Below are 23157 nucleotides of genomic sequence, written 5' to 3'. Positions count from 1 at the left end.
CCGCCGCCAGCCGCGCCGGCCAGCGCAGCGGCCCCATCACGCTGGGTCCCGCGGTCGCCATCAGCATGGCGACGAGGAAGATCAGCGCGCCTGCCAGGCTGCGCACGGACCGGTTCACGGTCTTCCAGTCCACGAAGGCGAGAGCCGGGACGACGAACCAGGCGATGTAGGTGACGGGGAACGGCTGCACCTCCCCGAACCAGGCTTCGATGCCCGGCAGTGCCGAGGGGATGCCGGAATTGAGGGTGTCCGACCAGGGGGCCGCGAGGAAGTTGTCGTTCTGGAAACCCTGATCGGAGCGCCACGTGACGGAGCTGGACAGCACCCCGGGCAGATAGGTGATCAGCCCGCCCGCGGCGGCACAGACTGCGACGACCGCCAGTCGCAGCGACGGCCGCCACGAGTTCCGATGGATCCGTTCGCCGATCATGAGGCAGCCGGTGAGGATCCCGGCCACCAGGGCGGGAAAGACGTAGCCGACGCTGATCGCGAGGTACAGGAACACGAACGCCGGCAGGGGGCCGGAGCGGCCGCGCAGGTAGCGCAGCGAACTCGCCCACGCCTGGGCCACCCAGGCGGATCCGGTGAGGGCCGTGACCCAGGTGGCCTGGTCGTAGAAGAGCGCGAACCCGGTGAAGGGGACCGCGGCGCCGGCCACCGCCGCCCACGGGGCGCGAGCACCGTACTCCAGGCAGATCCGGTACACCCCCAGCGCCAGCACGACGGTGAACGCCCACTTCACGCCCGTCGCGAGCAGCACCATGTTGTCGACCGAGGGTGCGATCAGGTTGACGAGCAGCTGCGGCGGATTCCAGAGACCGCCCTGTCCCTCGACCGGGTAGTTCCCGGCCATCCACTGTTCGGGTACGAGACTCGGCAACTGTCCCGTCCGCAGGATCCGGCCGAGGAAGAGCCAGTTCGGTACCGCACCGGATTCGGTGTCGTCGGTGTAGAACCACCGATCGTCGGCCGTCAGGATCACCAGGTAGGTGAGCGTCACCGTCGCCGCCACCACCGTGCCCCAGAGCCAGCGCTGCCGCCGCGTCGCGGGCTCGACGGCGGACGTCACATGTGCTCCAGAGGTCGGGAGGGGGCTGGCAGAGGCCAAGGATAACGGGGGTGTGCCCGGGACCGGCCGGGCGGGCGCGCAGCGGATCCGCGGCAAGGTCGGCCGGTCCGCGGCCCGTTGGTAGCCTGGGACGAGTTGTGTCCTGGGGGGCAGCAAGGTTCCGAAAGGTGTTTCGACGGATGGACAAGGCCGAATTCGCTGCGATCGAACCGACGGGAGGGGTCGGCACCGCGGCCGACGGTTCGTCCGTCCCGGAGCGCCCTGCAGCCCGGCAGACCGCGCAGCGCGCGCTGTTCGCGGGACCGTCTCCGCTGGTCAGTGACGACATGTACGTTACCGTCAAGGGGACTGTGGACCGGGAGCGGACCCGGGTGCGCCTCGGTCGCCGGAGCCGTATCGAAACGGACACCTACTTCGGCAGGTTCCCCGCCAGCTACTGGCAGCGCTGGACCGCGGTCACCGAGGTCGCGTTCGTCGCCGAGGTCGACGGAGACGGCCGCCTCGAGTTGGTCGCCACCGACGCCCGCGGCCGGCGACGGATCGTCGCCACGACAGCCGTGTCGTCCCACGGCACGCCCACGCCGGTGACGGTGTCCACGCCCATCGACCGGTTCGTCGACGGCGGTGCCCTGTTCGCGCGGATCTCGACCGGCTCCGGCGAGCTGACCGTCGCGAACGCCCGGTGGACGGTGCCGGCTCCGGAGACGCTGCGGCCTGCGGCAGTGGTCATCTGCACCTTCAACCGCGCCGACGACTGCGCGGCGACGCTGGCCGCGATGGCGGACGACCCGATCGCGCTGGCCGACGTGCAGTCGGTGTACGTGATCGATCAGGGCAACGACCGCGTCGAGACCCGGGAGGAGTTCCGGCGCGTCGCATCCGAGCTCGGCGACAAGCTCGTCTACATCACGCAGCCCAACCTGGGCGGCGCCGGCGGATTCACCCGCGGTCTGTACGAGGTCACCGGGTCGGCGCGGAATCCCGGCGCCAACATCGTCTTCATGGACGACGACGTCCTGTGCGAACCGGAGGCCGTGGTCCGGCTCAACATGTTCGCGAACTGCACCGTCGAGCCCGCCATCGTCGGCGCGCAGATGCTCTACCTGCTGCACCCCGACCGGGTCCACGTCGGCGCCGAGGTCGCCGACCTGCAGCGTCTCCAGGCCGGCCTCGAGGTGAAGAACGCGCTCGCGGACAAGAGCACGCTGAAGAAGCAGCAGGACATCCGGGTCGACGCCGGCTACAACGGATGGTGGTCCTGCCTGATCCCGTCCGAGGTCGTCGACAAGGTCGGCTACCCGCTGCCCCTGTTCTTCCAGTGGGACGACATCGAGTACGGCTACCGCTCGCGGGCGAACGGCGTCGCGACCGTCACGCTGCCCGGCGCCGCGGTGTGGCACGCGGACTTCGCGTGGAAGGACTGGGACGAGTGGCATCGCTACTTCAACCTCCGCAACGCCATGATCACCGCCGCACTGCACACCGAACTCGACGGCAAGGCACTCGCCAAGCAGTTGCGGACGGACCTGTTCCGCTACCTCGTCTCGATGCAGTACGGCATGGCGTTCACCCTGATCAAGGCCGTCGAGGACTTCCTGCGCGGACCCGAATTCCTGCACGACGGCGGCATGGAGGCCGCGGCCGCCATCCGGCGTGAGCGCGCGGAATACGGGGAGACCATCCGCCACAACGCGAACAACGTGCCGGGTCTGCGTCCGGCCGACATGTTCATCACCCCGGCCGGCCCGCACCCGCGCAAGAGCCTCGAGTGGGCGGTGCTGGCCAAACGCGCCCTCAACCAGTGGCGGGGCCGCCTCCCCGCCCATCCGGTCGCGGTCCCGTCGTCGGACGCGCACTGGTGGCACGTCTCGCTGTTCTCGCATGCCGTCGTCACCGACGCCTCCCAGGAGGGCGTCCGCGTGCGCAGGCGGGACAAGAAGCGGGCCGTCGCGCTGCTCCGGCGCGGTATGCGTGCGCTGCAGGCCCTGAAGCAGGAAACCCCCGCGGTGTCCCTGCGGTACCGCGAGGCCGCGCCGCAGCTGACCAGCCGGGAGAATTGGGCCCGCCTGTACGGGCGATAGCGGATGGCCGATCGGACCACGGCGTGCGCGCGGGATGCCGTCCTCGTCGCACTGCTGGGTTCGATCGTCGCAGCGTGGGGGTCGTGGCGGCCCTCCTTCTGGTACGACGAGCTGGCCACCCTCTCGGTGGCCCAGCGCTCCCGCGCCGACCTGGACCGAGTGCTCGGCAACGTCGACGTCGTCCACGGCCTGTACTACGTGGCGATGCGGTACTGGTTCGCCGTCTTCGGGGCCTCGGAGTTCTCGGCGCGGGTGCCGAGCATCCTGGCCGTGGGTGCCGCGGCCGGCGGCGTGGTGGTGCTGGCGTGCATGCTCGCGGACCGGCGTCTCGGCGTGCTCGCGGGTGTCGTCTTCCTGCTGCTGCCCCGTGTGACGTGGGCTGCGGTCGAGGCCCGCAGCTACGCCCCGTCCGCGGCCGTCGCCGTGTGGCTGACCGTGCTGCTGCTCGTGGCGTGCGAGTCGGGCCGGCTCCGATGGTGGCTGCTGTACGCCGCCGTGCTCGCGCTGTCGGTGGTGCTGTTCCTGTACACGATTGCGCTGGTGCCGGCGCACCTGATCACCCTGGCGTGGCGGGGTGACCTGCGGCGCCGCGGACCGGCGTGGGCGGCGGCGGTGGTGGCGGGCTCGGCGGCGGCGAGCCCGCTCGTGCTCGAGGCGTTCGCCCAGGCGGGGCAGACGTCGTGGATTCGGCCCCTCGACCGGAATCTGCCGCGGATCGTGTGGGAGTATCAGTGGTTCGTGGGCGCCCCCTGGTTCGCGGCGGCGTTCACGGTGTTGCTCGTCGCGGGAACCGTCGCGGCGGTGCGGCGACGCACGCCGGTGCGGCGACACGGCGTTCTCGCGGTGGCCGTTCCGTGGATCGTGCTGCCGATGGCGATGCTCGTGACGTACTCGCTCGTCGCGACCCCGGTCTACCTGGACCGGTACCTGACCTTCACGACGCCCGCGGTCGCGCTGGTCGGTGCGGCCGCCGTCGCGGCGGTGGCCGTGCGGACGTGGGCGACGGTCGGTGTCACCGGTGCACTGGTGCTGCTGACCGTGCCGTCCTTCGTCGCACAGCGCTCCGCATGGTCCGACCCCAGCGGCATGGATTTCAGCACGGTCAACCACGATGTCGCCGACCGGCTCGAGCCCGGTGACTGTGTGCTGTTCGGTGGAGCCGCGTGGAACCCGGCGTCGCAGCGGCTGGTGATCACGGCCCGGCCGGAGACCTTCGCGGGCACCCGTGATCCGGGGCTGGGACGGACCGCAGCCGCCGAGGGCTGGCTGTGGGACGAGAACCTCCCGTTCCAGGCGGTCGCGGGGCAGCTGTCCACGTGCGACGTGGTGTGGTTCTTCGCCGACGCCGAGCGGACGGTCGAACAGCGGATCTACCACACGTCGAATCAGTGGTGGACGCTCCCACCGCACCGGTTCGAGACGACCCCGGAGTACGCCGGGCTCGTGGAAGCCGGTTTCCGGATCGACGAGCGCCGACAGTACAACGTCAGTCAGGCGATCCGTTTCGTGCGCTGAGAGTCACCGCAGCTGCACGACGACCTGCTCGTTGTCGGCCGTGTAGGCGAGGTACTCGAACGCGACGCCGGTGCGCGCGACGAACTCGGTCCACGCCCGGTACTCGTGCTGCTGCCAGCCGGGATAGTTGAAGAACTCGTCGAACACCAGCACGCTGCCGGGCACCAGGCGGTCTTCGAGCAGGTCGAGCACCGTCGTGGTGGACGAGTACAGGTCGGCGTCGAGATGGACGAACGCGACGTCGCCGGGATGCGCGGCGAGGAAGCCGGGCAGGGTGTCGGCGAACAGACCGGGCACCAGCTCGGCGCCGGGCACCTCCGGCGGGGCGTCCTGCGCGAACTCCCCGGCCGGGAATCCGCTGCGCCACGTCTCCGGCAGCCCGGTGAAGACGTCGAACCCGAACACCGGGTGCTTCGCGCCCAGCACATCGGCGACGATCCGCAAGGTGGTGCCCGACGCGACGCCGAACTCGAGTGCCAGGCCGGGCCGGGACACCCGGTCGAGCGCGAACCGCAGGGTGTCGTGCGGGGTGTCGAGGACGGCGGCGGTGGGCATGTTCGCGACGGCGAACGCCGCTGCGGTGTCGGTGGCGGCGTGGTCCATCGCGTAGCGCAGGTCGCGGCGCTGCCGGTGCTCGAGGTCGGCGACGCGTTCCCGCAGCAGGCCCACCTCGGACCGGGTCCGCGCGAGTTCTGCCAGCACCTGCCGCAACTCCGCGGTGGTCGCGGTCAGTTCGGCCAGCACACGGTCGTGGTGGTTCTCCTGCAGCTCGCGGGCGCGTCGCGCCGAGAGGTCGACGACCTCGGCGACGGCCCGCTGCAGCTTGCCCCGGGTCATCGCCCGCCACCGACCCAGCATCGCGCCCTCCCGTGCCGCCCGAGATCTTGCCCCGAACCTAGACAGCGCGAGAACCGGGCGCAATCGCGCCTTCCCACCGGCCGAATGTCACATTGCGTCGGTTCCATCGACGCAATGTGACATTCGGCCCCTCACGCGGGCCGGTCGAACCGCTCCTGCCGCCCCAGCTTGCGCAGCCGCACCCACTCGCGCAGCCCGGCAGGGTCACGACGGGTGACGAGGAAGTACCAGCCGAACCGCACCCACTCCTGCGGCAGCAACCGGCGCAGGCCGGGCTGGGAGAGCAGGTAGCCGCGGTTGCGGTAGGTGAAGAACCGCTTGGTGTCGTTGTCCGGGTACTGGGTGTGCATCCGGCCGCCGAGGATCGGCTTGAACTCGTCGGCGCCGTTGGGGTGCAGATAGGCGGTGCGCAGGCAGGTGCCGAACGGCAGACCCGAGCGGACCAGGCGACGGTGCACCTCCACCTCGTCGCCCCGCACGAACAGCCGCAGGTCCGGCACGCCCACCGCGTCGATCGCGGCGGCGGTGAACAGGGCGCCGTTGAACAGCGACGCGATGCCCGGCAGCAGATCATCGGTTTCGACGTCGCCGAGTTCGCTGCGGTGACGCCGCCACGCCACGCCCCGGCGCAACGGGAACGCGAGACGGTCGGGGTCGTCGATGTCGCACACCACCGGCGACACCTCCGCCAGGCCGTGCCGCTGCGCGCAGTCGAGCAGTGTCGCGAGGACGTCGGGGCCCTCGGGACGGCCGTCGTCGTCGGCCAGCCACACCCGGTCCGCGCCGAGCGACAGCGCGTACAGCATCCCCAGCGCGAAGCCGCCGGCGCCGCCGAGGTTGTGCTTGGACCCGAGGTAGCTGGTCGGCAGCGGGCAGGACTCGACGAGCTCACGCACCGCCGCCTCGTCGGCGTTGTCGACGACCACCAGGTGGTCGAGCGGCCGCGTCTGGGCGCTCAGGACCTTCAGGGACTGCGCCAGCTGTTCGCGCCGCCGGTGGGTGACGACCACGCCGACGATGCGTTCACTCACGCCGAGCGCTCCTGCGGCAGACCCTGCTCGCGTTCCAGCTCGGCGATGACGTGGTGCACGTGATCGGCCGCGTCGTCGCCCTCGTAGGCGCGCACGACCTCCTCGATGCCGCCTTCCATGCGGATCCGGCCGTGGTCGATCCACAGCGCACGGTCGCACAGCTGCGCGAGGAACTCGTTGGAGTGGCTGGCGAAGACGAGGATGCCGGAGCGCTCGACGAGCTTCTGCAGGCGCACCCGGGCCTTCTTCATGAACTCGGCGTCGACCGCGCCGATGCCTTCGTCGAGCAGCAGGATCTCGGGGTCGATGCTGGTGACGACACCCATCGCGACGCGGACACGCATGCCGGTGGAGTACGTGCGCAGCGGCATGTTCAGGTACTCGCCGAGCTCGGTGAACTCGGCGATCTCGTCCATCTTGGCGAGCATCTGCTTGCGGGTCTGACCGAGGAACAACCCGCGGATGATGATGTTCTCGTAGCCGGAGATCTCCGGGTCCATGCCCACACCGAGGTCGAACACCGGCGCGACGCGGCCCCGGATCCGGGCGCTGCCGCGGGTGGGCTCGTAGATCCCCGCGAGCAGCCGCAGCAGGGTGGACTTGCCGGCGCCGTTGTGGCCGACGAGGCCGATGCGGTCGCCTTCCTTCAGCGACATGGTGATGTCGCGCAGCGCCTCCACCACCACCACGTCGGAGTTGTTGCGGCCGATCGAACCGCCCGCCTTGCCGAGGAACGCCTTCTTCAGCGACCGGGTCTTCGCGTCGAAGATCGGGAAGTCGACGCACGCTCCGCGCGTCTCGATGCTCACATGTTCGGTCATATCGACGGCCCCTCAGACCCAGTAGGGCACGCGTGCCCGGTACTTACGCAGTGCCAGCAGCGCCAGTGCCCAGCCGACCACGGTGATCGCCAGCACGATGTACCAGTGGTAGGCCTGCTGATCCTGGCCGATCATCGGCGCCCGGATGATGTCGAGATAGTGGAACAGCGGGTTGATCTCGGCCAGCTTGACGCGCTTGGCGGCCTCCCCGCCCTGCGCTTCGAGGCTCTGCGTGGTCCACATGATCGGGGTGAGGACGAACAGCAGCAGCGTGAGGCTGGACAGGATCGGCGCGATGTCGCGGTAGCGGGTGGCGAAGATGCCGAACACGATCGACACCCACACGGCATTGAGCACGATCAGGACCAGCGCCGGAATCGCCGCGAGCGACGTCCACGTCAGGTCCCGCCACACCCCGAAGGCGACGACCATGATCACGTAGATCACCAGGTTGTGGGCGAAGAACAGCAACTGCCGCCACACGAGCCGGTAGATGTGCACGCTCAGCGCCGACGGCAACTGTTTGATCAGGCCCTCGTTGGCGATGAACACCTCCGAGCCCTCCAGGATGGAGGCGCTGATCATGTTCCACACGATCAGCCCGACCGTGACGTACGGCAGGAACTCGTCGAGCGGAATATCCAGCAGCGCGGCATACAGGATGCCGATGGCGGTGGCCTGGACACCGGTGGCGATCGTGATCCAGAACGGGCCGATCACCGAGCGCCGGTAGCGCTGCTTGATGTCCTGCCAGGCCAGGCTGAGCCACAGCTCGCGCTGGGCGAAGCCGTCGCGCAGATCCTTCAGGCCGCGCCGGAAGGTCTGCGAATCCGACACCACCGGGGAGTCCGCGGCGGTGGGCTCGGGATCGAGGGCAGAAGCTGACACGAGGTTCGAGCCTACCGGGGATCGGGTCCGGGCCGGCGTTACAGGTACTGCCCGGTACCGGGTGCACCCGGACCGGGGCCGTGCCGCTCGTCGGGACGCGGTCCGCCCCCGAGCATGCCGGGCGGCAGTGCACCCTGACGCATCTGCTCGAGCTGCGCCCGCGCCGCCATCTGCTGCGCGAACAGCGCCGTCTGGATCCCGTGGAACAAGCCTTCGAGCCATCCGACGAGCTGAGCGTGCGCGATCCGCAACTCCGCGTCGGAGGGCACCTCGTCCTGACCGAACGGCAGCGCGAGCCGTTCGAGCTCCTCGCGCAGCTCCGGCGCCAGGCCCTCGCCGAGTTCCTGGATGGAGGACTGGTGGATCTCCCGCAGACGGGCACGGCTCGCATCGTCGAGCGGCGCGGCGCGGACCTCCTCGAGCAGCTGCTTGATCATCGTGCCGATCCGCATGACCTTCGCCGGCTGCTCGACCATGTCGGCGAGCGACTCGCCGTCGTCCGGCTTCTCCTGAGGCTCTGCGGGCGACTCTCGCGGATCACCGGAGGCGGTCCCGTCGCGCGGGACCGGGACGGGTCGGCCGTCGGGCCCGATCACGAGGACGTGCTCATTCTCCGAATGCGTCATGGTTCCATCTTGTCCTCTCGCCGCTGCCCCTGCCGAGTCAGGTTCCCGATACGAGAGGTTTCGCCCCACATTCCGCCCGTCGACGTGCACCTGCGGAGGGCAGGCAGGACCGACGTGGACGACATCCGATTGACACCGGGATTTAGAGTGTCACGCATGGCTTACGACGTTGCCCGGATCCGGGGGTTGATTCCCTCGCTCGGCGACGGTTGGATCCATCTCGATCCCCAGGCCGGAATGCAGATTCCCGACGCGGTCTCCCGAGCGGTGTCGACGGCATTCCGCAACGCCGCGGCGTCCCCGGCGGGCCGGCACACCTCGACCCGCCGGAGCGCGTCGCTGCTGCAGGCGGCGCGGGTCGCCGTGGCCGATCTCGTCGGCGGGGACCCGGCCGGTGTGGTGCTCGGACCGGATCGGGCGGTCCTGCTGGCCTGGCTCGCGGAGTCGCTCAGCTCCCGGCTCGGGCTCGGCACCGGGCTCGTGCTGTCCCGGCTGGACGACGAGGCGAACGTGGCGCCGTGGTTGCGCGTCGCGAGCCGGTACGGCGCGCAGGTGCGGTGGGCCGAGGTCGAGATCGAGACGTGCGAGCTGCCGAGCTGGCAGTTCGAGGAACTGATCACCCCGACGACGCGGCTCGTCGCGCTGACCGCGGCATCGTCGCTGGTGGGGTCCGCGCCGGACGTGCGCGTCGCCGCCGACCGGGTCCACGAGGTCGGGGGACTCATGGTGGTCGACGCGGCGGGGGCCGCGCCCTACGCGCACGTCGACATCCACGAGCTCGGCGCCGACGTGCTCGCCCTCGACGCCTCCGCCTGGGGAGGACCGCAGGTCGGCGCCCTGGTGTTCCGTGACCCGGCGCAGCTCGACCGGATCCCCGCGGTCTCCCTGGATCCGCACGCCCGCGGTCCGGAGCGGCTCGAAGTCGGCGGCCACCAGTTCGCGATGCTCGCCGGGCTCGTCACGTCCGTCGACTTCCTCGCGGCCCTCGACGACGAGGCGACGGGTACGCGGCGGGAGCGCCTCGAGACGTCGATCAGCTCGCTCCAGGGCTACCAGGACCAGCTCTTCGAGCGGCTGATGCGCCTGCTGGACAACCTGCCCGACGTGATGGTGATCGGTCGTGCGTCGAGCCGGGTCCCGACGTTGAGCTTCACCGTCGCGGGGGTGCCGGCCGAGAAGATCGCCGCGCATCTCGCCGACCGTCGCATCGCGTCCGTCGCGGTCAGCCGCGGCACGAGTCGTTTGCTCGACTCGCTCGGCGTCAGCGACGAGGGCGGCGCGGTGACCGTCGGACTGGCCCCGTACACCACCCGCTACGAGCTCGACCAGCTCGTGCGCGAACTGCGCAACCTCACCGCCCCCTGATCCGGCGGACCGGGATCAGTGCCGGTCGATCCGCAGCACGACCTTGCCGACGGTATCGGGGGAATCCAGCATCTCGTGGGCCCGCCCGGCCTCGGTGATCGGCACCTCTGCGTGGACGACGGGCCGGACGCGGGCCTCGGCGATCAAGGGCCACACGTGCTCACGGACCTCCGCGACGATCGTGCTCTTGCCGGAGCGGCCGGTCTCCGGTCGCCCCCGCAGACCCGTGGCGAGGACGTGCCCCCGCTTGGCGAGCAGCTTGCCGAGATTGAGTTCGCCCTTCGCGCCGCCCTGCATGCCGATCACCACGAGCCGGCCGTCGGGGGCGAGCACGTCGACGTTGCGGGACAGGTAGGCCGCGCCCATGTTGTCGAGCACCACGTCGGCGCCGCCGAACGCATTCCGGACCTCGGCGACGAAGTCCTGCGTGCGGTAGTCGATCGCCAGGTCGGCGCCGAGTTCACGGCAGTAGTCGAGCTTGCCGGCCGAGGCGGTCACCGCGACCTTCGCGCCCAGCGCCTTGCCGACCTGGACGGCGTGGGTGCCGATGCCGCCACCGCCGCCGTGCACGAGGAGCACCTCGCCGCGGCGCAGTCCCGCCGCCATCACCACGTTGGACCACACGGTGCAGGCCACCTCGGGCAGCGACGCGGCCACCGCGAGATCCACCCCCTCGGGTACGGGCAGGACCTGTCCGGCGGGGACGACGACCTGCTCGGCGTAGCCGCCGCCGGAGAGCAGCGCGCACACCCGGTCGCCGATCGACCAGCCGCTCACGCCCTCGCCGAGCTCGGCGATCACTCCGGAGCATTCGAGGCCCAGGATGTCGCTGGATCCGGGCGGCGGCGGGTACAGGCCGCGCCGCTGCAGCAGATCGGCCCGGTTGACGGCCGTCGCGGCCACGTCGATCAGGACCTGTCCGGGACCGGGCGTGGGGTCGGGCTGTTCGGCCCACTGCATGGCCTCGGGGCCGCCGGGTTCGGTGATCGTGATTGCGCGCATGGGTTCGACGCTATCGCGACACGCCGACGCAGGGGCGACACGCAGCGAACTGACCAGTGAGTAACACCGGTGGTGGCCTGCCCTTACACTGCCCGCGTGACAGCCGAACCGCATGCCGAACGTCCCGACCCGCGCTGGCTCGACACGGACGAGCAGCGGGCATGGCGGGCCTACATCGACGGCAATCACCGGCTGATGGATCGACTCAATCGCGACCTGCAGCAGGCCCACGGTCTGTCCCTCGCCGAGTACCGGATCCTGGTGCTGCTCTCCGAAGCCCCGGACGGGTCGCTGCGCATGAGCGACCTGGCCGACGGCGTGCTGTCCTCCCGCAGCCGCCTCACCCACCAGATCCGTCGCATGGAGGCGGCGTCGATGGTGGTGCGCAGTTCCTGCGCCGAGGACGGACGGGGGGTCCTGGCCACTCTCACCGACGAGGGCCGGCGCCGCCTCACCGAGGCCGCGCCCACCCACGTCGCCGGGGTGCGCCGCAACCTCGTCGACCTGCTCACGAGGACGCAGATCCGCGCCCTTTCCGAGATCTTCACCAAGGTGGAGGCGGCCGTCGACGAGCGGTGTGGTTAGGATTTGCCACGGAAGCGTGGCAGAGCGGCCGAATGCACTCGCCTTGAAAGCGAGCGTCGTGAGAGCGACCGGGGGTTCAAATCCCTCCGCTTCCGCCGGAGCCCGCCACCTGCATGTCAGGTGGCGGGCTTCCTCGTGGGACGGTCGCGCGGAAAAGTGCTTGTCGCGCGCGTTCGGACGCGCGCAAGTAGCACCACAGCGCGCGGACCCGCCGACAATCCCTGGAACGCGTTCTCGCCTCCTACACTGGCGCCATGGTCGGCGCAGCGGTTCGAGCGGCGGCAGCGCTGGCAGTGGGCCTGCTGACCGCCTGCGCGGCGCCGCAACCGGCGGCCGAACGGACCGCGGTCGACGTGGCCGCCGACGGTTACGTCTACGGCTACGCACCCGTGACGCTCGCGCGGACCCGGGCGAACATGCTCTGCCTGCTACCGGTGAACCGGCTGCACCACCAGTCCGCGACGGCCGATCCCACCTCGCGTGTCGTCGTCGCTCCCAACGTCGACACGCTGTATTCGATCGCGTGGCTGGATCTTCGCGGCGGTCCGGTGCTGCTGACCCATCCGGACATGGGAGCCCGGTACTTCGACTTCCAGTTTCTCGACATCTACACCGACGTCTTCGCCAACGTCGGCACCCGGGCGACGGGACCGGCGGCCGGTGCCCACGTCGTCGTCCCGCCGGGGTGGGACGGTCCGCTGCCCGCGGACGCGGCCGTCGTCGAGTCGTCCACCTGGGACGCGTGGATGATCGGCCGGACGCTCGTGGAGTCGGCGACCGACCTCGAGGCCGCCCGTGCCGCGCAACGGCAGTACTCGTTGACCGTGCTGGCCGCGCCCGTCGCCGGGGCACCGCCGCCGCTGCCGCCGACCGCCTGCGGCAGCAACCCCGACCCGCAGGCGCTCGCGGCGTCGGGTCCGCAGTTCTTCGACGAACTGTCGGCGATCCTGGCCGCGAATCCGCCCCCGCCGGCGGACGCACCGCTGCTCGACGAACTCGCGGACCTCGGGGTCCGGCCGGGCGCCCGGCCGAGTACGGGTTCCGCGGACACCGTCGCCGCACTCGCGACCGGGGTGGTCCGCGGCGAGCGACGCATCCGGGACCTCGTCGACTCGGATCGAGGGTCCGGCGAGGTGTGGCATTCGCTGCCGACCGCGGGCCGGTACGGCACGGACTACCTCCAGCGCGCGGTCGTCGCGACGATCGGGCTCGGCGCGAACGTGCCGGAGGAGTCGACGTACCACGTGGCCCGCGTCGCGGCCGACGGAACGACGCTCCGGGGTGAGACCGGCTATCTCCTGCGTTTCCCACCCGGGGGCCTGCCGCCGGTCGACGACCGCGGCTTCTGGTCCGTCACCGTGTACGGCCCGGACATGTTCCTCGTCGCCAACCCCGTCGACCGCTACGCCGTCGGCGACCGGACGCCCGGGCTCGTCCGTGGTCCCGACGGTGGGCTCGACGTGTGGGTTTCGTCGCGGCCGCCGATTGCGGCCGGCCCGAACTGGCTGCCGGCGCCGCCGGGCGAGTTCGTGCTGATGTTCCGGTCGTACCTGCCTGCGGACCAGGGCTGGCTTCCGCCGGAACCGGTCCCGCAGCGGTAGCCCGCGTCCTCGTGTCCTGTCGTCACCAAGGGCTGCGCTCCGCGTTGGTGACGAGCCCCACTTTCTTGACCCGCCCCGGTCCGTACTGTGGAATCGGTGTTTCCGAAGTCGGGGGACGAAGGAACTTGATGCTCAGATCTGCGGTCGCGGCGCTCGTCGCGGCGTTCGTCGTGCCACTGTCCACGCTGTCCGTCGCGTCCGCCGAACCGGCGACGTCCGCGCGGGTGGAGCGGGTCGAGTCCGTCACGCCTCGTCGTTCGGCGGTGTTCGTGTACTCGCCGTCGATGCAGCGGGTCGTGCAGGTGCAGGTGCTGCATCCCGCCGGGGACGCGCCGCGCCCGTCTCTCTACCTGCTCGACGGTGTCAGCGCCGGAGCCGAGTCGGACTACCGCGAGAGTACGTGGACGCAGCGCACGGACATCGTCGACTTCGTCGCCGACAAGAACGTGAACGTCGTGCTGCCGGTCGGCGGAACCGCGAGCTACTACACGGACTGGCTCGCCCCGGATCCCGTCCTGGGCGTGAACGCGTGGGAGACGTTCCTGACGAAGGAACTGCCGCCGCTGATCGACGCCCGTTTCGCGGGCAACGGCGTCAACGCCGTCGGCGGCCTGTCGATGGGCGCGACGGGGGCGGCGAGCCTGATCGCCCGGAATCCGGACCTGTACCGGGGCGTGGCCGCGCTGAGCGGGTGCCTGGACACGTCGAAGGCGTCCGCGCAGGACGCGGTCCGCGGCACCGTCGCCTACAAGGGCGGCAATCCGGACAACATGTGGGGAGCGCCGGGGGATCCGGCGTGGGCGGCGCACGATCCGTACGTCCTCGCCGAGCGGTTGCGCGGCAAGGAGATCTTCATCAGCACCGGCAACGGTCTGCCCGGCCCGTACGACGTCGGACCCGATGCGGAGGCCCTCGACGTGGGCGGCCCGCTCGAGGTCGGTGCCTTCGTGTGCACGATCGGGTTCGACCGGCGACTGCGGGAGCTGCGGATTCCCGCCACGATCGTCTACCGCCCGTACGGCACGCATTCGTGGCCGTACTGGCAGGACGATCTGCGCACCGCCTGGCCGACGCTCGAGCGCGCTCTCGGGCTCGACTGAACGGGATCGGTCAGGGCACCGTGATGCGGTCGGTGGCCGGCGGCGCGACGGGCGAGTGTGCCGCCAGGTAGGCGTTCAGGGCGTCGAGTTCGGCGCCCGCCCCGGTGGTCCGTCGCGCGTGCGTGAACCCGGTGAACCCGTCACCGCCGTCGGCGAGGAACCCGTTGACGACCACCCGGTACGTCGCGGCCTGCTCGAGCGGGCGGCCCGCGACGGTGACGTCCCGGATCCGGCCGCCCGGCGCCGCGGCCCGGTCGAGGACGTAGCGCAGCGTGTGCGACGGGGCGAGGATCCGCTCGCGGTTCGCGCCGCTTCCGTCCTGCTGGAACTGTTGTTCGAGGACCCCGACCAGTTCCGCACCGGTGAGCTCGAGCACCTGCAGCCGGTTCCCGAACGGTTGGGCCGCGTAGGTGTCGCCGTGGGTGACGACGCCGTCCTCGGAATGCAGCAGGTCGGCGCGCACTCCACCGGGATTGGTGAGGGCGAGCTGCGCCCCGGCGGGTTCGGCGGCCGCCAGCTGCGCGTCCGCGACGAGATTGCCGAGGGCCGACTCGCCGCCGGCCGTGGTGTCGCGGGTCAGGTCGGCGGCGATGCGGCCGACGAAGCGTTCGGCGACGTCGCGGGACTTGTCGACCGCCCGGTCCACGAACTGCTGCGTGCGCGGGTCGGGGGCGATGTCGTGGGTGACGACCTGGTTGAACGCGTGGGTACGGTCGCGCAGCACGTCGCGGCTCTCGCGGTCGATGGTCAGGTCCGCGACCGAGACGATGCGTCCGTGTGAGGCGCCCTGCAGCACGGTCCGGGGATTGCCCGCCGGATCCGGGTAGCTGCAGTTGAAACTGTCCTCGCCGTCCGCGGTGACGACGACATCCACCTTCGGTGACACCCGGGAGGTGAGGGCGCGCGCGGGCCCGGCGGCCGGGTCGCACGGGTCGGTCCCCGCCGACGGGGTCAGCGCCCCCTTGTAGAGCAGCACGATCGAGCGGACCCCGAGGGCATCGAGCGCGTCGGCGGTGCGGTCGACGGCCGTGATCTCGTCGGTGAACTGCAGGCCGGAGATGTCGTCGCCACGCACCACCTGCGGTGTGTCCTGGGGGGCGACACCGATGACGCCGACCGGCACCCCGTCGACGTAGTCCACGCTGAACGGCAGGGCCGCGGGACTGCCGTCGGCCTCCGCGACGTTCGCCGCGATCAGCGGGAAGGCGGTTCCGGCGTACTCCTCGTCGTACCGGCAGCCCTCGGGGTGGCACCCGCCGTCGCGCAGGCGCCGCAACTCGGCGTAGCCGTTGTCGAATTCGTGGTTGCCGAGGGCGGCCGCGGTCACATCGAGGCCGTTGAGCAGGTCCACGGTGGGTTCGTCGTGGAACATCGCCGATTCGATGGGCGACGAGCCCCACGTGTCGCCGACGGAGTAGAGCACCGAGTTGTCCGCCTGCGCGCGCAGTTGCCGGACGTAGGCGGCGAGATATGCCGCGCCGCCCGCGGGAACGGACGCGCCGTCGGAACGGACCACCTCGCTGCGGGGACCCTGGGGTGGGAGCAGGCTGCCGTGCAGGTCGCGGAAGGCGATCAGTCGCAGCGGCAGGGCGTCCGGAGGTAGTGCGGTCGCGGGGACGGCAAGCGACGTCCACAGGACTCCGGTCAGCAGGGCCGCGGACAAGGTCCACCGGCGTGTCACGCCTGAACCCATCCGCACACTCCGCTCCCTAGCCGACCGGACGAGTGTGCCAACGGTTGGTCACGTGATCGCCACCCGCTGATAACGGTTGGGTCTCGTAGACGCTTTCTCGCAGGTCAGGACGTCGAAATTTCCGCGATGTCGAGGCCCTTGCCGGTCGCGAATGTCAGGAATGCGTCGTTCTCGTGCGGATCGCCGATGGTCACCCGCACTCCGTCGTCCGCGTACGGGCGGACCAGCACGCCCGCCTCCGCGCACGCTTCGGCAAACGCCGCCGACCGGTCTCCGAGCGGCAACCACACGAAGTTGGCGTAGCTCTCCGGCACGGGATATCCGGCGTCGACGAGCCCCGTCCGCACGCGGTCGCGCTCGGCGAGCACACTGTCGGTGCGCGCCAGCAGCTCGTCGGCGGCCGCCAGGGAGGCGATGGCCGCCTGCTGCGCGAGCGAGCTCACGCTGAACGGGGTGTGCACCTTGTTCAGGACTTTGATCACCGAGGGGTCGCCGACCAGGTAGCCGACCCGCAGACCGGCCAGACCGTAGGCCTTCGAGAAAGTGCGGAGCACCACGACGTTCGGCCGGCCGGCGGCGAGCACGACCCCGTCCGCCAGTTCCGCGCCGGGCTTCGGGCGGGTGTACTCGAAGTACGCCTCGTCGAGCGCGACGAGCACCTGCGGTGGCACCGCGTCGATGAACCGCTCCAGCTCCGCCCTGCCGAGCAGCGCACCGGTCGGGTTGTTGGGATTGCACACGAACACCACCCGGGTGCGATCGGTGATCGCGGCGAGCATCGCGTCGAGGTCGTGGCCGTGCTCGGGGGTGTTGGGCACCGGCACCGGTTTCGCGCCGGCCACCGCCGTCACCACCGGGTACGCCTCGAACGAGCGCCAGGAGAACACCACCTCGTCGCCGTCGTTGCAGGCCGAGAGCACCAGCTCCTGGCACAGGCTCACCGAACCGTTGCCCACGGCGATGTTCTCGGGCTCGACCCCCAGCCGTTCGGCCAGCGCGCCGATGAGCACGGCAGCCATGTTGTCCGGGTACCGGTGGACCGAGTACGCCGCCTCGGCGATCGCGTCGCGCACGCTGGGCAGGGGACCGACCGTGGTCTCGTTGCTGGCGAGCTTGATCGCGCCCGGAAAGCTGCGGCCGGGCACATAGGACGGGATCGAGACGAGGTCGGGGCGGGTCCGTGGGGTCACCAGCCGATTATGCGCCCGGCGATCACGTGCACTGTCGCGGTGGGTCGTGTCATCGTGGACGGTATGTCGGGAATCCACACTGCCGCGGCCCGGTTGCCGGACGGGTCGGGGCAGGTACCGCTGACCGTGTTCCGGCCGGAGGGCGCCCTTCGCGGTGGCATCGTGGTGTTGCACGAATCCCGCGAGTTTCCACCGGCCCTGCTGGCGTTCATGGAGGTGCTGGCTGCCGAGTGCTGGCTGGTCGTGGCACCGCACCTGTTCCATCGCGAGTTCACCGAGGACGACGAGGTGTTCGGGCAGAACCTGTTCGACGACGTCGATGCCGCGATGGACTGGTTGGTCCGCAGCGGGGTCTACCCCGACGCGGTCGGCGTGATCGGATTCGACGACGCCGGCACGGCGGCGCTCCTCGTCGCCGCGAACCGGCGGGTGGGGGCAGCGGTCACCGTCGCGGCGCACGGCATCCTGCAACCGCTGCGGCCCGACGTCCCCGCACTCGTCGAGGCCGTGCGCAGCCTGCAGGCGCCGTGGCTCGGTCTGTACGGCGAAGACGATCCCACGACCCCGCCCGGCGACGTCGAGCAGTTGCGCGAGGCGGCCGGACGGGCCGATGCGCCCACCTTGGTGATCGGGTATCCGGGGCTGGCGCATCGACCCGACGAGCCGCCCGTCGAGCACGACACGGCCGATCCCGAGACCGACCCGGCCGAGGCGGCGATCATCGACGCGCGGCGTCGGATCTTCGACTGGTTCGACTCGAACCTGCGCTGACCAGCCGTTTTGCGTTTGCTGTCCGAACGTGTGTAATCTTTCGTCCCGGCGGTTCGAGAGAATCGAAACCCCCCAGGGAGGCGTGCCAGAGCGGCCGAATGGGACTCACTGCTAATGAGTTGTCCCCTTTACGGGGGACCGGAGGTTCAAATCCTCTCGCCTCCGCCACGTCGGTGCAGCGTCACCGGCGACAACTGAATACGAGAACTGCATGCAGGACACAACTGCGTGCACGAACTGCGCCCGTAGCTCAACGGATAGAGCATCTGACTACGGATCAGAAGGTTAGGGGTTCGAATCCCTTCGGGCGCACAGTGAAGAACCCCCACCGCTCCGGTGGGGGTTCTTTCGTCGTCGGTCCCGGAAGGGACCCTCACGAGTCGGTCAGACCGTGGTCGTACGCCTTGTCGAAGTCGTCGTTCACGAGGACGACGGTGCGGTCGATCCGGTCGATCATCGAGGCGGCGATCGAGGCCCGGTAGCCGGACCCGCAGTGCACCCAGACCTCCCCGTGCGGGACCTGGTCGAGCCGGTCGGCGAGGTCGTGCAGCGGGATGTTGACCGCCCCGCGCACGTGGCCGTCCTCGAACTCGTCCTTCTGGCGCACGTCGAGGACCCGGACCCGCTCGTTGTCGATCTCCCCGGTGAGTTCCGCGAAGTCCGAGACGCGGTACGACCGCAGTTCGTGCCCGTTGACGAGGGTGTGGATCTCGCCGACGGCCGCGCCGGCGAGTTCGTCGATACCGATGCGGACCAGCTCGCGCTTGGCGTCGGCGATCTGCTCGTCGCTCTCGCCGATGAGGGTCAGGGGCGCACCCCACTTGTAGAGCCAACCCAGGTAGGTGACGAAGGAGGTGGACAGTTCGAAGCCGAGCGTGCCGCCCAGGTGTCCCGCGGCGAAGGCGGTGCGCTCACGCAGGTCGACGACCCACTCGCCGGCGTCGATACGCCGGCGCAGCTCGGCCGGGTCGACCGGTTCCGGTGGCGACAGGTCGACCGACGACGGACCCGCCTTGTTGATCACACCCATGTGGGCGTAGTACGCGGGATAGGTGTTGAGTCCCGCGATGAGTTCGTCGACGTAGGCCTGCTCGTCACGGGTCAGCGCCGGGTTGACGTCGCGCTGCTGTCCCACGGTGGACGAGTCGCCGCTGGTGGGGGTGGCCGAGCAGAAGCTGCCGAAGCCGTGGGTGGGATACACCGGGGTGTCGGCCGGCACTTCGTCGGCGATCCGTCGCACGGAGTGGAACTGCGCGTGGGTCAGTTCCTCGGTGTACTGCGGGCCGACGAGGTCGGTGCGGCCGGTGGATCCGTACAGCATCGACCCACCGGTGAAGATTCCGTGCGTGGCACCGGTCTCGTCGAGCAGCACATAGCTGACGTGGTGGTGGGTGTGCCCGGGTGTGTGCATCACCCGCAGCCGGATGGGACCGGCGTCGATCAGGTCGCCGTCGTGGACGGCGCGTCGCTCGTAGTCCACATCGTCGCCGGCCGGGACGATGTACTCGGCCTCGACGGCACGGGACAGTTCCAGCCCGCCGGTGACGTAGTCGTTGTGGATGTGGGTCTCGAGGACGTGGGTGATGCGCGCTTCGCGGTCGTTGGCGAGCGCGAGCACCCGGTCGATGTCGCGCTGGGGATCCACCACGACGGCCACGTCCGCCTCGGTGATCAGATAGCTGCGGTCGCCGAGACTCGAGGTTTCGATGATCGATACGTCCATGTCGGTGCCTTCCCACGGTGCTTTCTCACTATGCCCCCGGATACCCGGGGGCGTACGAAGAATGCGCCGGTTACGCGACGAGTTCCGGCTCAGCGCAGGAACAGGGTGTCCACCAGCACGTACGCGGCCACGACGAAGACGAGCCAGGCGAACCACCGCCGCAGCCGGTCGGTTTCCATGCGGGTACCGAGGTGACCGGCAACCAGTGACGCGACGACCGCAGCCCCGGCGAACGCCGCGGTGAGCGGCCAGTCGATGTCGGCGTCCCCGATGTGCGCGACGAGCCCGGCCGTCGAGTTGGCGACGATGACGATCAGCGAGGTCCCCACGGCGACGCTCATCTCCAACCCGAGGAGGATCACCAGCGCGGGGATGATCAGGAAGCCGCCTCCGACGCCGAACAGCCCGGTCAGGAAGCCCACTCCCACACCGGCCGGGATCGACCTCGGCGCGCATCGCTTCCAGTCGATGCCGGAGTCACCGGTCGTGCACGCGGTTCCGGCGTCGTCGTTCTCGCGCAGCATCCGGATGCCCGCCAGCACCATCACGGCGGCGAAGCCCACCAGCAGTACCGGCTGCGGCAGCAACGTGCCGACCGCCGTGCCCGCGAACGTCGCGGGGATGCCGGCCGCGGCGAACACCGCGGCCAGCCGCCAGTCGACCTGCCCGGCCCGGATCTTGGGGATAGCCCCGGACAGGGCTGCCGCTCCGACGACGATCAGCGAGATGGGGATGGCCTGGCGGAACTCGAGTCCGAGGCCGTACACCAGGGCGGGAACCGCGAGGATGGATCCGCCGCCACCGAGGAGGCCGAGCAGGACCCCGAGGAGCGCTCCCAGAACGAGCGCGATTGCCGGTTCCACCGCATCCTCCCTTCGGTAGTCAGGAATCGGCAGTACCCGGTTCGGTCGCGGACAATGCGGCCTGCACCCGGTCCGCGGCCTCCGCGGGATTCTCGTGCTCCCAGATCCGCACCACCGTCCACCCGGCCGCGGCGAGCGCGGCGTCGGTATTCCGGTCCCGGGCCACGTTGGCGGCGAGCTTGGCGGCCCACCACTCGGCGTTGTTCTTCGGATCGGTGGCGTGCTGCGGGCAACGGTGCCAGAAGCACCCGTCGACATACACCGCCACTCGGCGACGCGGAAACACCAGGTCGGCGCGTCGACGGATGCCCTTCAGCGGCGCCCGATCGACGAAGTAGCGCACCCCGCGCCCGTGGAGCTCCCGGCGCAGGGCCACCTCGGGGGCGGTGTCCCGGCGTCGCTGCCGTCTCATCCGGGCGCTGGTCTGCGGGTCGGTGGAGGGCACGGCAGCCGGATCCGTCCTCAGGCCGCGGCTTCGGGGAAGCCGCCCATGCGGTCGAGGTGGGACTCGACGTCGTCGAGGAAGCCGGGCACGAATCTCAGGTTGCCGGACCGGGCCCGCCGCAGGAATCCGGCCGTGGCCCGTGCGGACAGCAGTCGCGCGTCCTCCAGGTATCCCGCGAGGTCCTCGTACGGCTCCTGGACCGGCCAGTGCGACTCGTGCACCCGGAACGCTCGTCGCCGGGCCCCCCAGGCGGCACTCGGCCAGGGGTCCCCCGGCCGCAGCGCTGTCTCGTGGTCGGGGGAGTAGTCGATGGGCCGGCCGAGCCGTCCACCGACCCAGGCGGCCATGCGGACGCTCACGGCGTTGCCGACGAGCCGCCACCGATGCCCGGTCCGAACGCCGGGTGCCTGGGTGGCGGGTGCGGTCCAGTCCGGGTCGAAGCCCTGGAGCCGTTCGGCGTCGATCAGACCGGGCGTGACGATCTCTCCCGACGGCAACCGCACCGCCGGCGGACTGGCGATGCCGACCGTGGACCCGCCCTTGAGGGTGGGCACGGCGTTGACCGCCCAGCCCAGACCGCGTACGCCTTCCGTCCAGTAGAAGCCGCACGGGTGGGTGTCGGGATCGCCTTCCGCGGGGGCACCGGCGTCCTCGCCGAAGAGCACCGCGCGGGGATCGTCGGTCCGCGAGGCGAGCATGAGCACCCGCTGTCGCCGCTGCGGAAGTCCGAACGCGCGGGCGTCGACGACCCGGTACGCCCACGCGTACCCGAGATCTTCGAGCGCGTCGGTGATGTGACGCATCGCGGCGCCGCGGCCGAGTTGCAGCATGAAGGGGACGTTCTCGATGAGCAGCCAGCGCGGTCCCTGCTTGCGCCGCACCAACCGGAACACCTCGTCGACGAGGCCCGACCGGGAGCCGGTGATGCCGGCGGTCCGGCCGGCCTGCGACAGGTCCTGGCACGGAAAGCCCGCGGTGACGATCTCGGTTGCCTGAGGAAGGGAACGAAGGCGCGTGACATCGGTGTGCAGCGTCACGTCGGTGAAGCGAGCGCGAAGTACGGCTTGCGCTCCGGCGTCGATCTCGCAGAGCAGTTCGGTGCGCCAGCCGTGCTCGGCCAGTCCGAGCTCGAGTCCGCCGATTCCGGCGAACAATCCCACCATGTTCCCGGTCGACGTCACGGCACCCTTTCTCGCTTTGCTCACGGAGCACGTTACTCGAGAAATCGGGCGGCCCGTGCCGCGACGCGTGATGCCGTGATCACTGTCGCCGAAAGCCGGCACGGCTACCCGAGGGGACGCGACGACTCGAACGCGGCCTTCATCCGGACGACGGTCGCGATCCTTGCGGCGACGCGCGGTGCGACGTCACACGCACAGCCGTCCGACGCGTCTGCGTCGAGCTCGAGGAGGACCTCGTCGAGCGTGTCGAGCATGTCGTCGCAGGCGGCGGCGCACAGCGCCGCCGCGAGCGAACGCGGGTCGGGGCCATCCATCCGGGCCGGCTCGACGATCTCTGCGGGAAAGCCGCTCATGGGTCTCCTGTACCTGAGTGGGTGGCACGTAGCCCTCGGTAGATGAGACGCAGCCGGGCACAGGACGGTTCCGCGTCCCGGAAACACACGTACTCGAGCGCAAATGATGGCTCTGAGCTGGCGATTTGGCGTACAGCCGGATGTTCACGTAACTTATTCCAGGTCAGAGCGACACGGACACCGACCCGGCCCGCAGGGGCTCGGGACAACGAGGTTGGACGCAGGCGCCTGATTACCTTGATTGAGAACCTTCTGGTAAGGTTTCCAATCGCCCCGAGATCGGATCGGCCGCAGAGTTTTGACTCCGAAGGCCCCCGATGTTAGGCTGGAACGGTTGCCCCGGAGCAAGGCACTGAAGGTGCGGAGCGATGGTGTGTGCGTGTTCTTTGAGAACTC

Annotated in this window: 20 protein-coding genes, 3 tRNA genes and 1 pseudogene; 10 read left to right on the top strand and 14 right to left on the bottom strand. The window is 70.3% G+C overall.

From position 1 onward, the window contains the following. Window positions 1-1069, bottom strand: a pseudogene (locus tag OEY_RS28985) (hypothetical protein); the annotation flags it as partial. 179 nt (window positions 1070-1248) lie between these two features. On the opposite strand from OEY_RS28985, the gene OEY_RS0123250 reads away from it, so the two are divergent. Next, window positions 1249-3150 carry a glycosyltransferase gene (locus OEY_RS0123250; RefSeq protein WP_010596161.1) on the top strand — a complete coding sequence of 634 codons (1902 nt, stop codon included), beginning with the start codon at window positions 1249-1251 and terminating at the stop codon, window positions 3148-3150. A gap of 3 nt (window positions 3151-3153) precedes the next feature. Beyond that, entirely contained in the window at window positions 3154-4665 is a 1512-nt protein-coding gene (locus OEY_RS0123245; protein WP_010596160.1) for a glycosyltransferase family 39 protein, read from the top strand. Window positions 4666-4668: 3 nt separating this feature from the next. On the opposite strand, the gene OEY_RS0123240 is transcribed toward OEY_RS0123245, so the two are convergent. The 5 genes from OEY_RS0123240 to OEY_RS0123220 form a co-directional block, all read right to left on the bottom strand. Beyond that, window positions 4669-5523 carry a TylF/MycF/NovP-related O-methyltransferase gene (locus OEY_RS0123240; protein ID WP_010596159.1) on the bottom strand — a complete coding sequence of 285 codons (855 nt, stop codon included), beginning with the start codon at window positions 5521-5523 and terminating at the stop codon, window positions 4669-4671. 131 nt (window positions 5524-5654) lie between these two features. Continuing rightward, window positions 5655-6554: a galactofuranosyltransferase GlfT1 gene (gene glfT1, locus OEY_RS0123235; protein ID WP_010596158.1), complete on the bottom strand. Its 900-nt coding sequence runs from the start codon at window positions 6552-6554 to the stop codon at window positions 5655-5657. Then, window positions 6551-7375 (bottom strand): galactan export ABC transporter ATP-binding subunit Wzt/RfbE, encoded by an 825-nt coding sequence (gene wzt, locus OEY_RS0123230; protein ID WP_010596157.1) that lies wholly within the window; start codon window positions 7373-7375, stop codon window positions 6551-6553. The genes glfT1 and wzt overlap by 4 nt, the downstream gene beginning before the upstream one ends. 12 nt (window positions 7376-7387) lie before the next feature. Beyond that, window positions 7388-8263 carry a galactan export ABC transporter permease subunit Wzm/RfbD gene (gene wzm, locus OEY_RS0123225; RefSeq protein WP_026138070.1) on the bottom strand — a complete coding sequence of 292 codons (876 nt, stop codon included), beginning with the start codon at window positions 8261-8263 and terminating at the stop codon, window positions 7388-7390. A 38-nt stretch (window positions 8264-8301) separates the two neighbouring features. Continuing rightward, a complete protein-coding gene (locus tag OEY_RS0123220; RefSeq protein ID WP_010596155.1) occupies window positions 8302-8889 on the bottom strand; it encodes a bacterial proteasome activator family protein in 588 nt (195 codons plus the stop codon). 156 nt (window positions 8890-9045) lie between these two features. On the opposite strand from OEY_RS0123220, the gene OEY_RS0123215 reads away from it, so the two are divergent. Then, the gene (locus OEY_RS0123215) at window positions 9046-10254 is read left to right on the top strand and encodes a cysteine desulfurase-like protein (protein ID WP_010596154.1); all 1209 of its coding nucleotides are present in this window, start codon (window positions 9046-9048) and stop codon (window positions 10252-10254) included. A gap of 15 nt (window positions 10255-10269) precedes the next feature. Here OEY_RS0123215 and OEY_RS0123210 read toward each other — a convergent pair whose 3' ends face one another. Beyond that, window positions 10270-11256, bottom strand: coding sequence for an NAD(P)H-quinone oxidoreductase (locus OEY_RS0123210; protein ID WP_010596153.1), 987 nt, complete (start codon window positions 11254-11256; stop codon window positions 10270-10272). 96 nt (window positions 11257-11352) lie between these two features. Between OEY_RS0123210 and OEY_RS0123205 the strand changes: the two genes are divergently transcribed. From OEY_RS0123205 to OEY_RS0123190, 4 genes are all read left to right on the top strand, one after another. Continuing rightward, window positions 11353-11841, top strand: a complete 489-nt coding sequence (locus OEY_RS0123205; RefSeq protein ID WP_010596152.1) for a MarR family winged helix-turn-helix transcriptional regulator — start codon at window positions 11353-11355, stop codon at window positions 11839-11841. Between the two features lie 10 nt (window positions 11842-11851). After that, a tRNA-Ser gene (locus OEY_RS0123200) sits at window positions 11852-11936 on the top strand. Between the two features lie 198 nt (window positions 11937-12134). Next, window positions 12135-13442, top strand: coding sequence for a DUF1254 domain-containing protein (locus OEY_RS0123195; protein WP_010596151.1), 1308 nt, complete (start codon window positions 12135-12137; stop codon window positions 13440-13442). A 128-nt stretch (window positions 13443-13570) separates the two neighbouring features. Continuing rightward, a complete protein-coding gene (locus OEY_RS0123190; protein ID WP_010596150.1) occupies window positions 13571-14542 on the top strand; it encodes an alpha/beta hydrolase in 972 nt (323 codons plus the stop codon). Window positions 14543-14552: 10 nt separating this feature from the next. Here OEY_RS0123190 and OEY_RS0123185 read toward each other — a convergent pair whose 3' ends face one another. Both OEY_RS0123185 and hisC read right to left on the bottom strand, forming a co-directional pair. Further along, window positions 14553-16235: a bifunctional metallophosphatase/5'-nucleotidase gene (locus tag OEY_RS0123185; protein WP_010596149.1), complete on the bottom strand. Its 1683-nt coding sequence runs from the start codon at window positions 16233-16235 to the stop codon at window positions 14553-14555. Window positions 16236-16339: 104 nt separating this feature from the next. Continuing rightward, a complete protein-coding gene (gene hisC / locus OEY_RS0123180; RefSeq protein WP_010596148.1) occupies window positions 16340-17425 on the bottom strand; it encodes a histidinol-phosphate transaminase in 1086 nt (361 codons plus the stop codon). Window positions 17426-17488: 63 nt separating this feature from the next. Here hisC and OEY_RS0123175 point away from each other — a divergent pair, with 63 nt between their 5' ends. The 3 genes from OEY_RS0123175 to OEY_RS0123165 all read left to right on the top strand — a co-directional run bounded on the left by OEY_RS0123175 (window position 17489) and on the right by OEY_RS0123165 (window position 18508). Next, the gene (locus OEY_RS0123175; RefSeq protein WP_026138073.1) at window positions 17489-18196 is read left to right on the top strand and encodes a dienelactone hydrolase family protein; all 708 of its coding nucleotides are present in this window, start codon (window positions 17489-17491) and stop codon (window positions 18194-18196) included. A gap of 76 nt (window positions 18197-18272) precedes the next feature. Continuing rightward, window positions 18273-18364, top strand: a tRNA-Ser gene (locus tag OEY_RS0123170). Between the two features lie 71 nt (window positions 18365-18435). After that, a tRNA-Arg gene (locus tag OEY_RS0123165) sits at window positions 18436-18508 on the top strand. Window positions 18509-18569: 61 nt separating this feature from the next. On the opposite strand, the gene OEY_RS0123160 is transcribed toward OEY_RS0123165, so the two are convergent. The 5 genes from OEY_RS0123160 to OEY_RS0123140 form a co-directional block, all read right to left on the bottom strand. Then, on the bottom strand, window positions 18570-19919 hold the full coding sequence (locus OEY_RS0123160; protein WP_010596146.1) for an MBL fold metallo-hydrolase: 1350 nt from the start codon (window positions 19917-19919) through the stop codon (window positions 18570-18572). 89 nt (window positions 19920-20008) lie between these two features. Beyond that, a complete protein-coding gene (locus OEY_RS0123155) occupies window positions 20009-20782 on the bottom strand; it encodes a sulfite exporter TauE/SafE family protein (protein ID WP_010596145.1) in 774 nt (257 codons plus the stop codon). A gap of 19 nt (window positions 20783-20801) precedes the next feature. Next, on the bottom strand, window positions 20802-21227 hold the full coding sequence (locus OEY_RS0123150; RefSeq protein WP_010596144.1) for a very short patch repair endonuclease: 426 nt from the start codon (window positions 21225-21227) through the stop codon (window positions 20802-20804). Between the two features lie 17 nt (window positions 21228-21244). Beyond that, window positions 21245-22390, bottom strand: a complete 1146-nt coding sequence (locus OEY_RS0123145) for a DNA cytosine methyltransferase (protein WP_043805762.1) — start codon at window positions 22388-22390, stop codon at window positions 21245-21247. A 122-nt stretch (window positions 22391-22512) separates the two neighbouring features. Continuing rightward, a complete protein-coding gene (locus OEY_RS0123140) occupies window positions 22513-22761 on the bottom strand; it encodes a hypothetical protein (protein WP_010596142.1) in 249 nt (82 codons plus the stop codon). Window positions 22762-23157 lie beyond the last annotated feature (396 nt).

Source organism: Rhodococcus sp. P14 (assembly GCF_000256505.1).
In the GTDB taxonomy this organism is placed as follows: domain Bacteria; phylum Actinomycetota; class Actinomycetes; order Mycobacteriales; family Mycobacteriaceae; genus Rhodococcus; species Rhodococcus ruber.
Note: the sequence above shows the minus strand (reverse complement) of the source record. Positions and strands in the feature narration are given on the sequence as shown.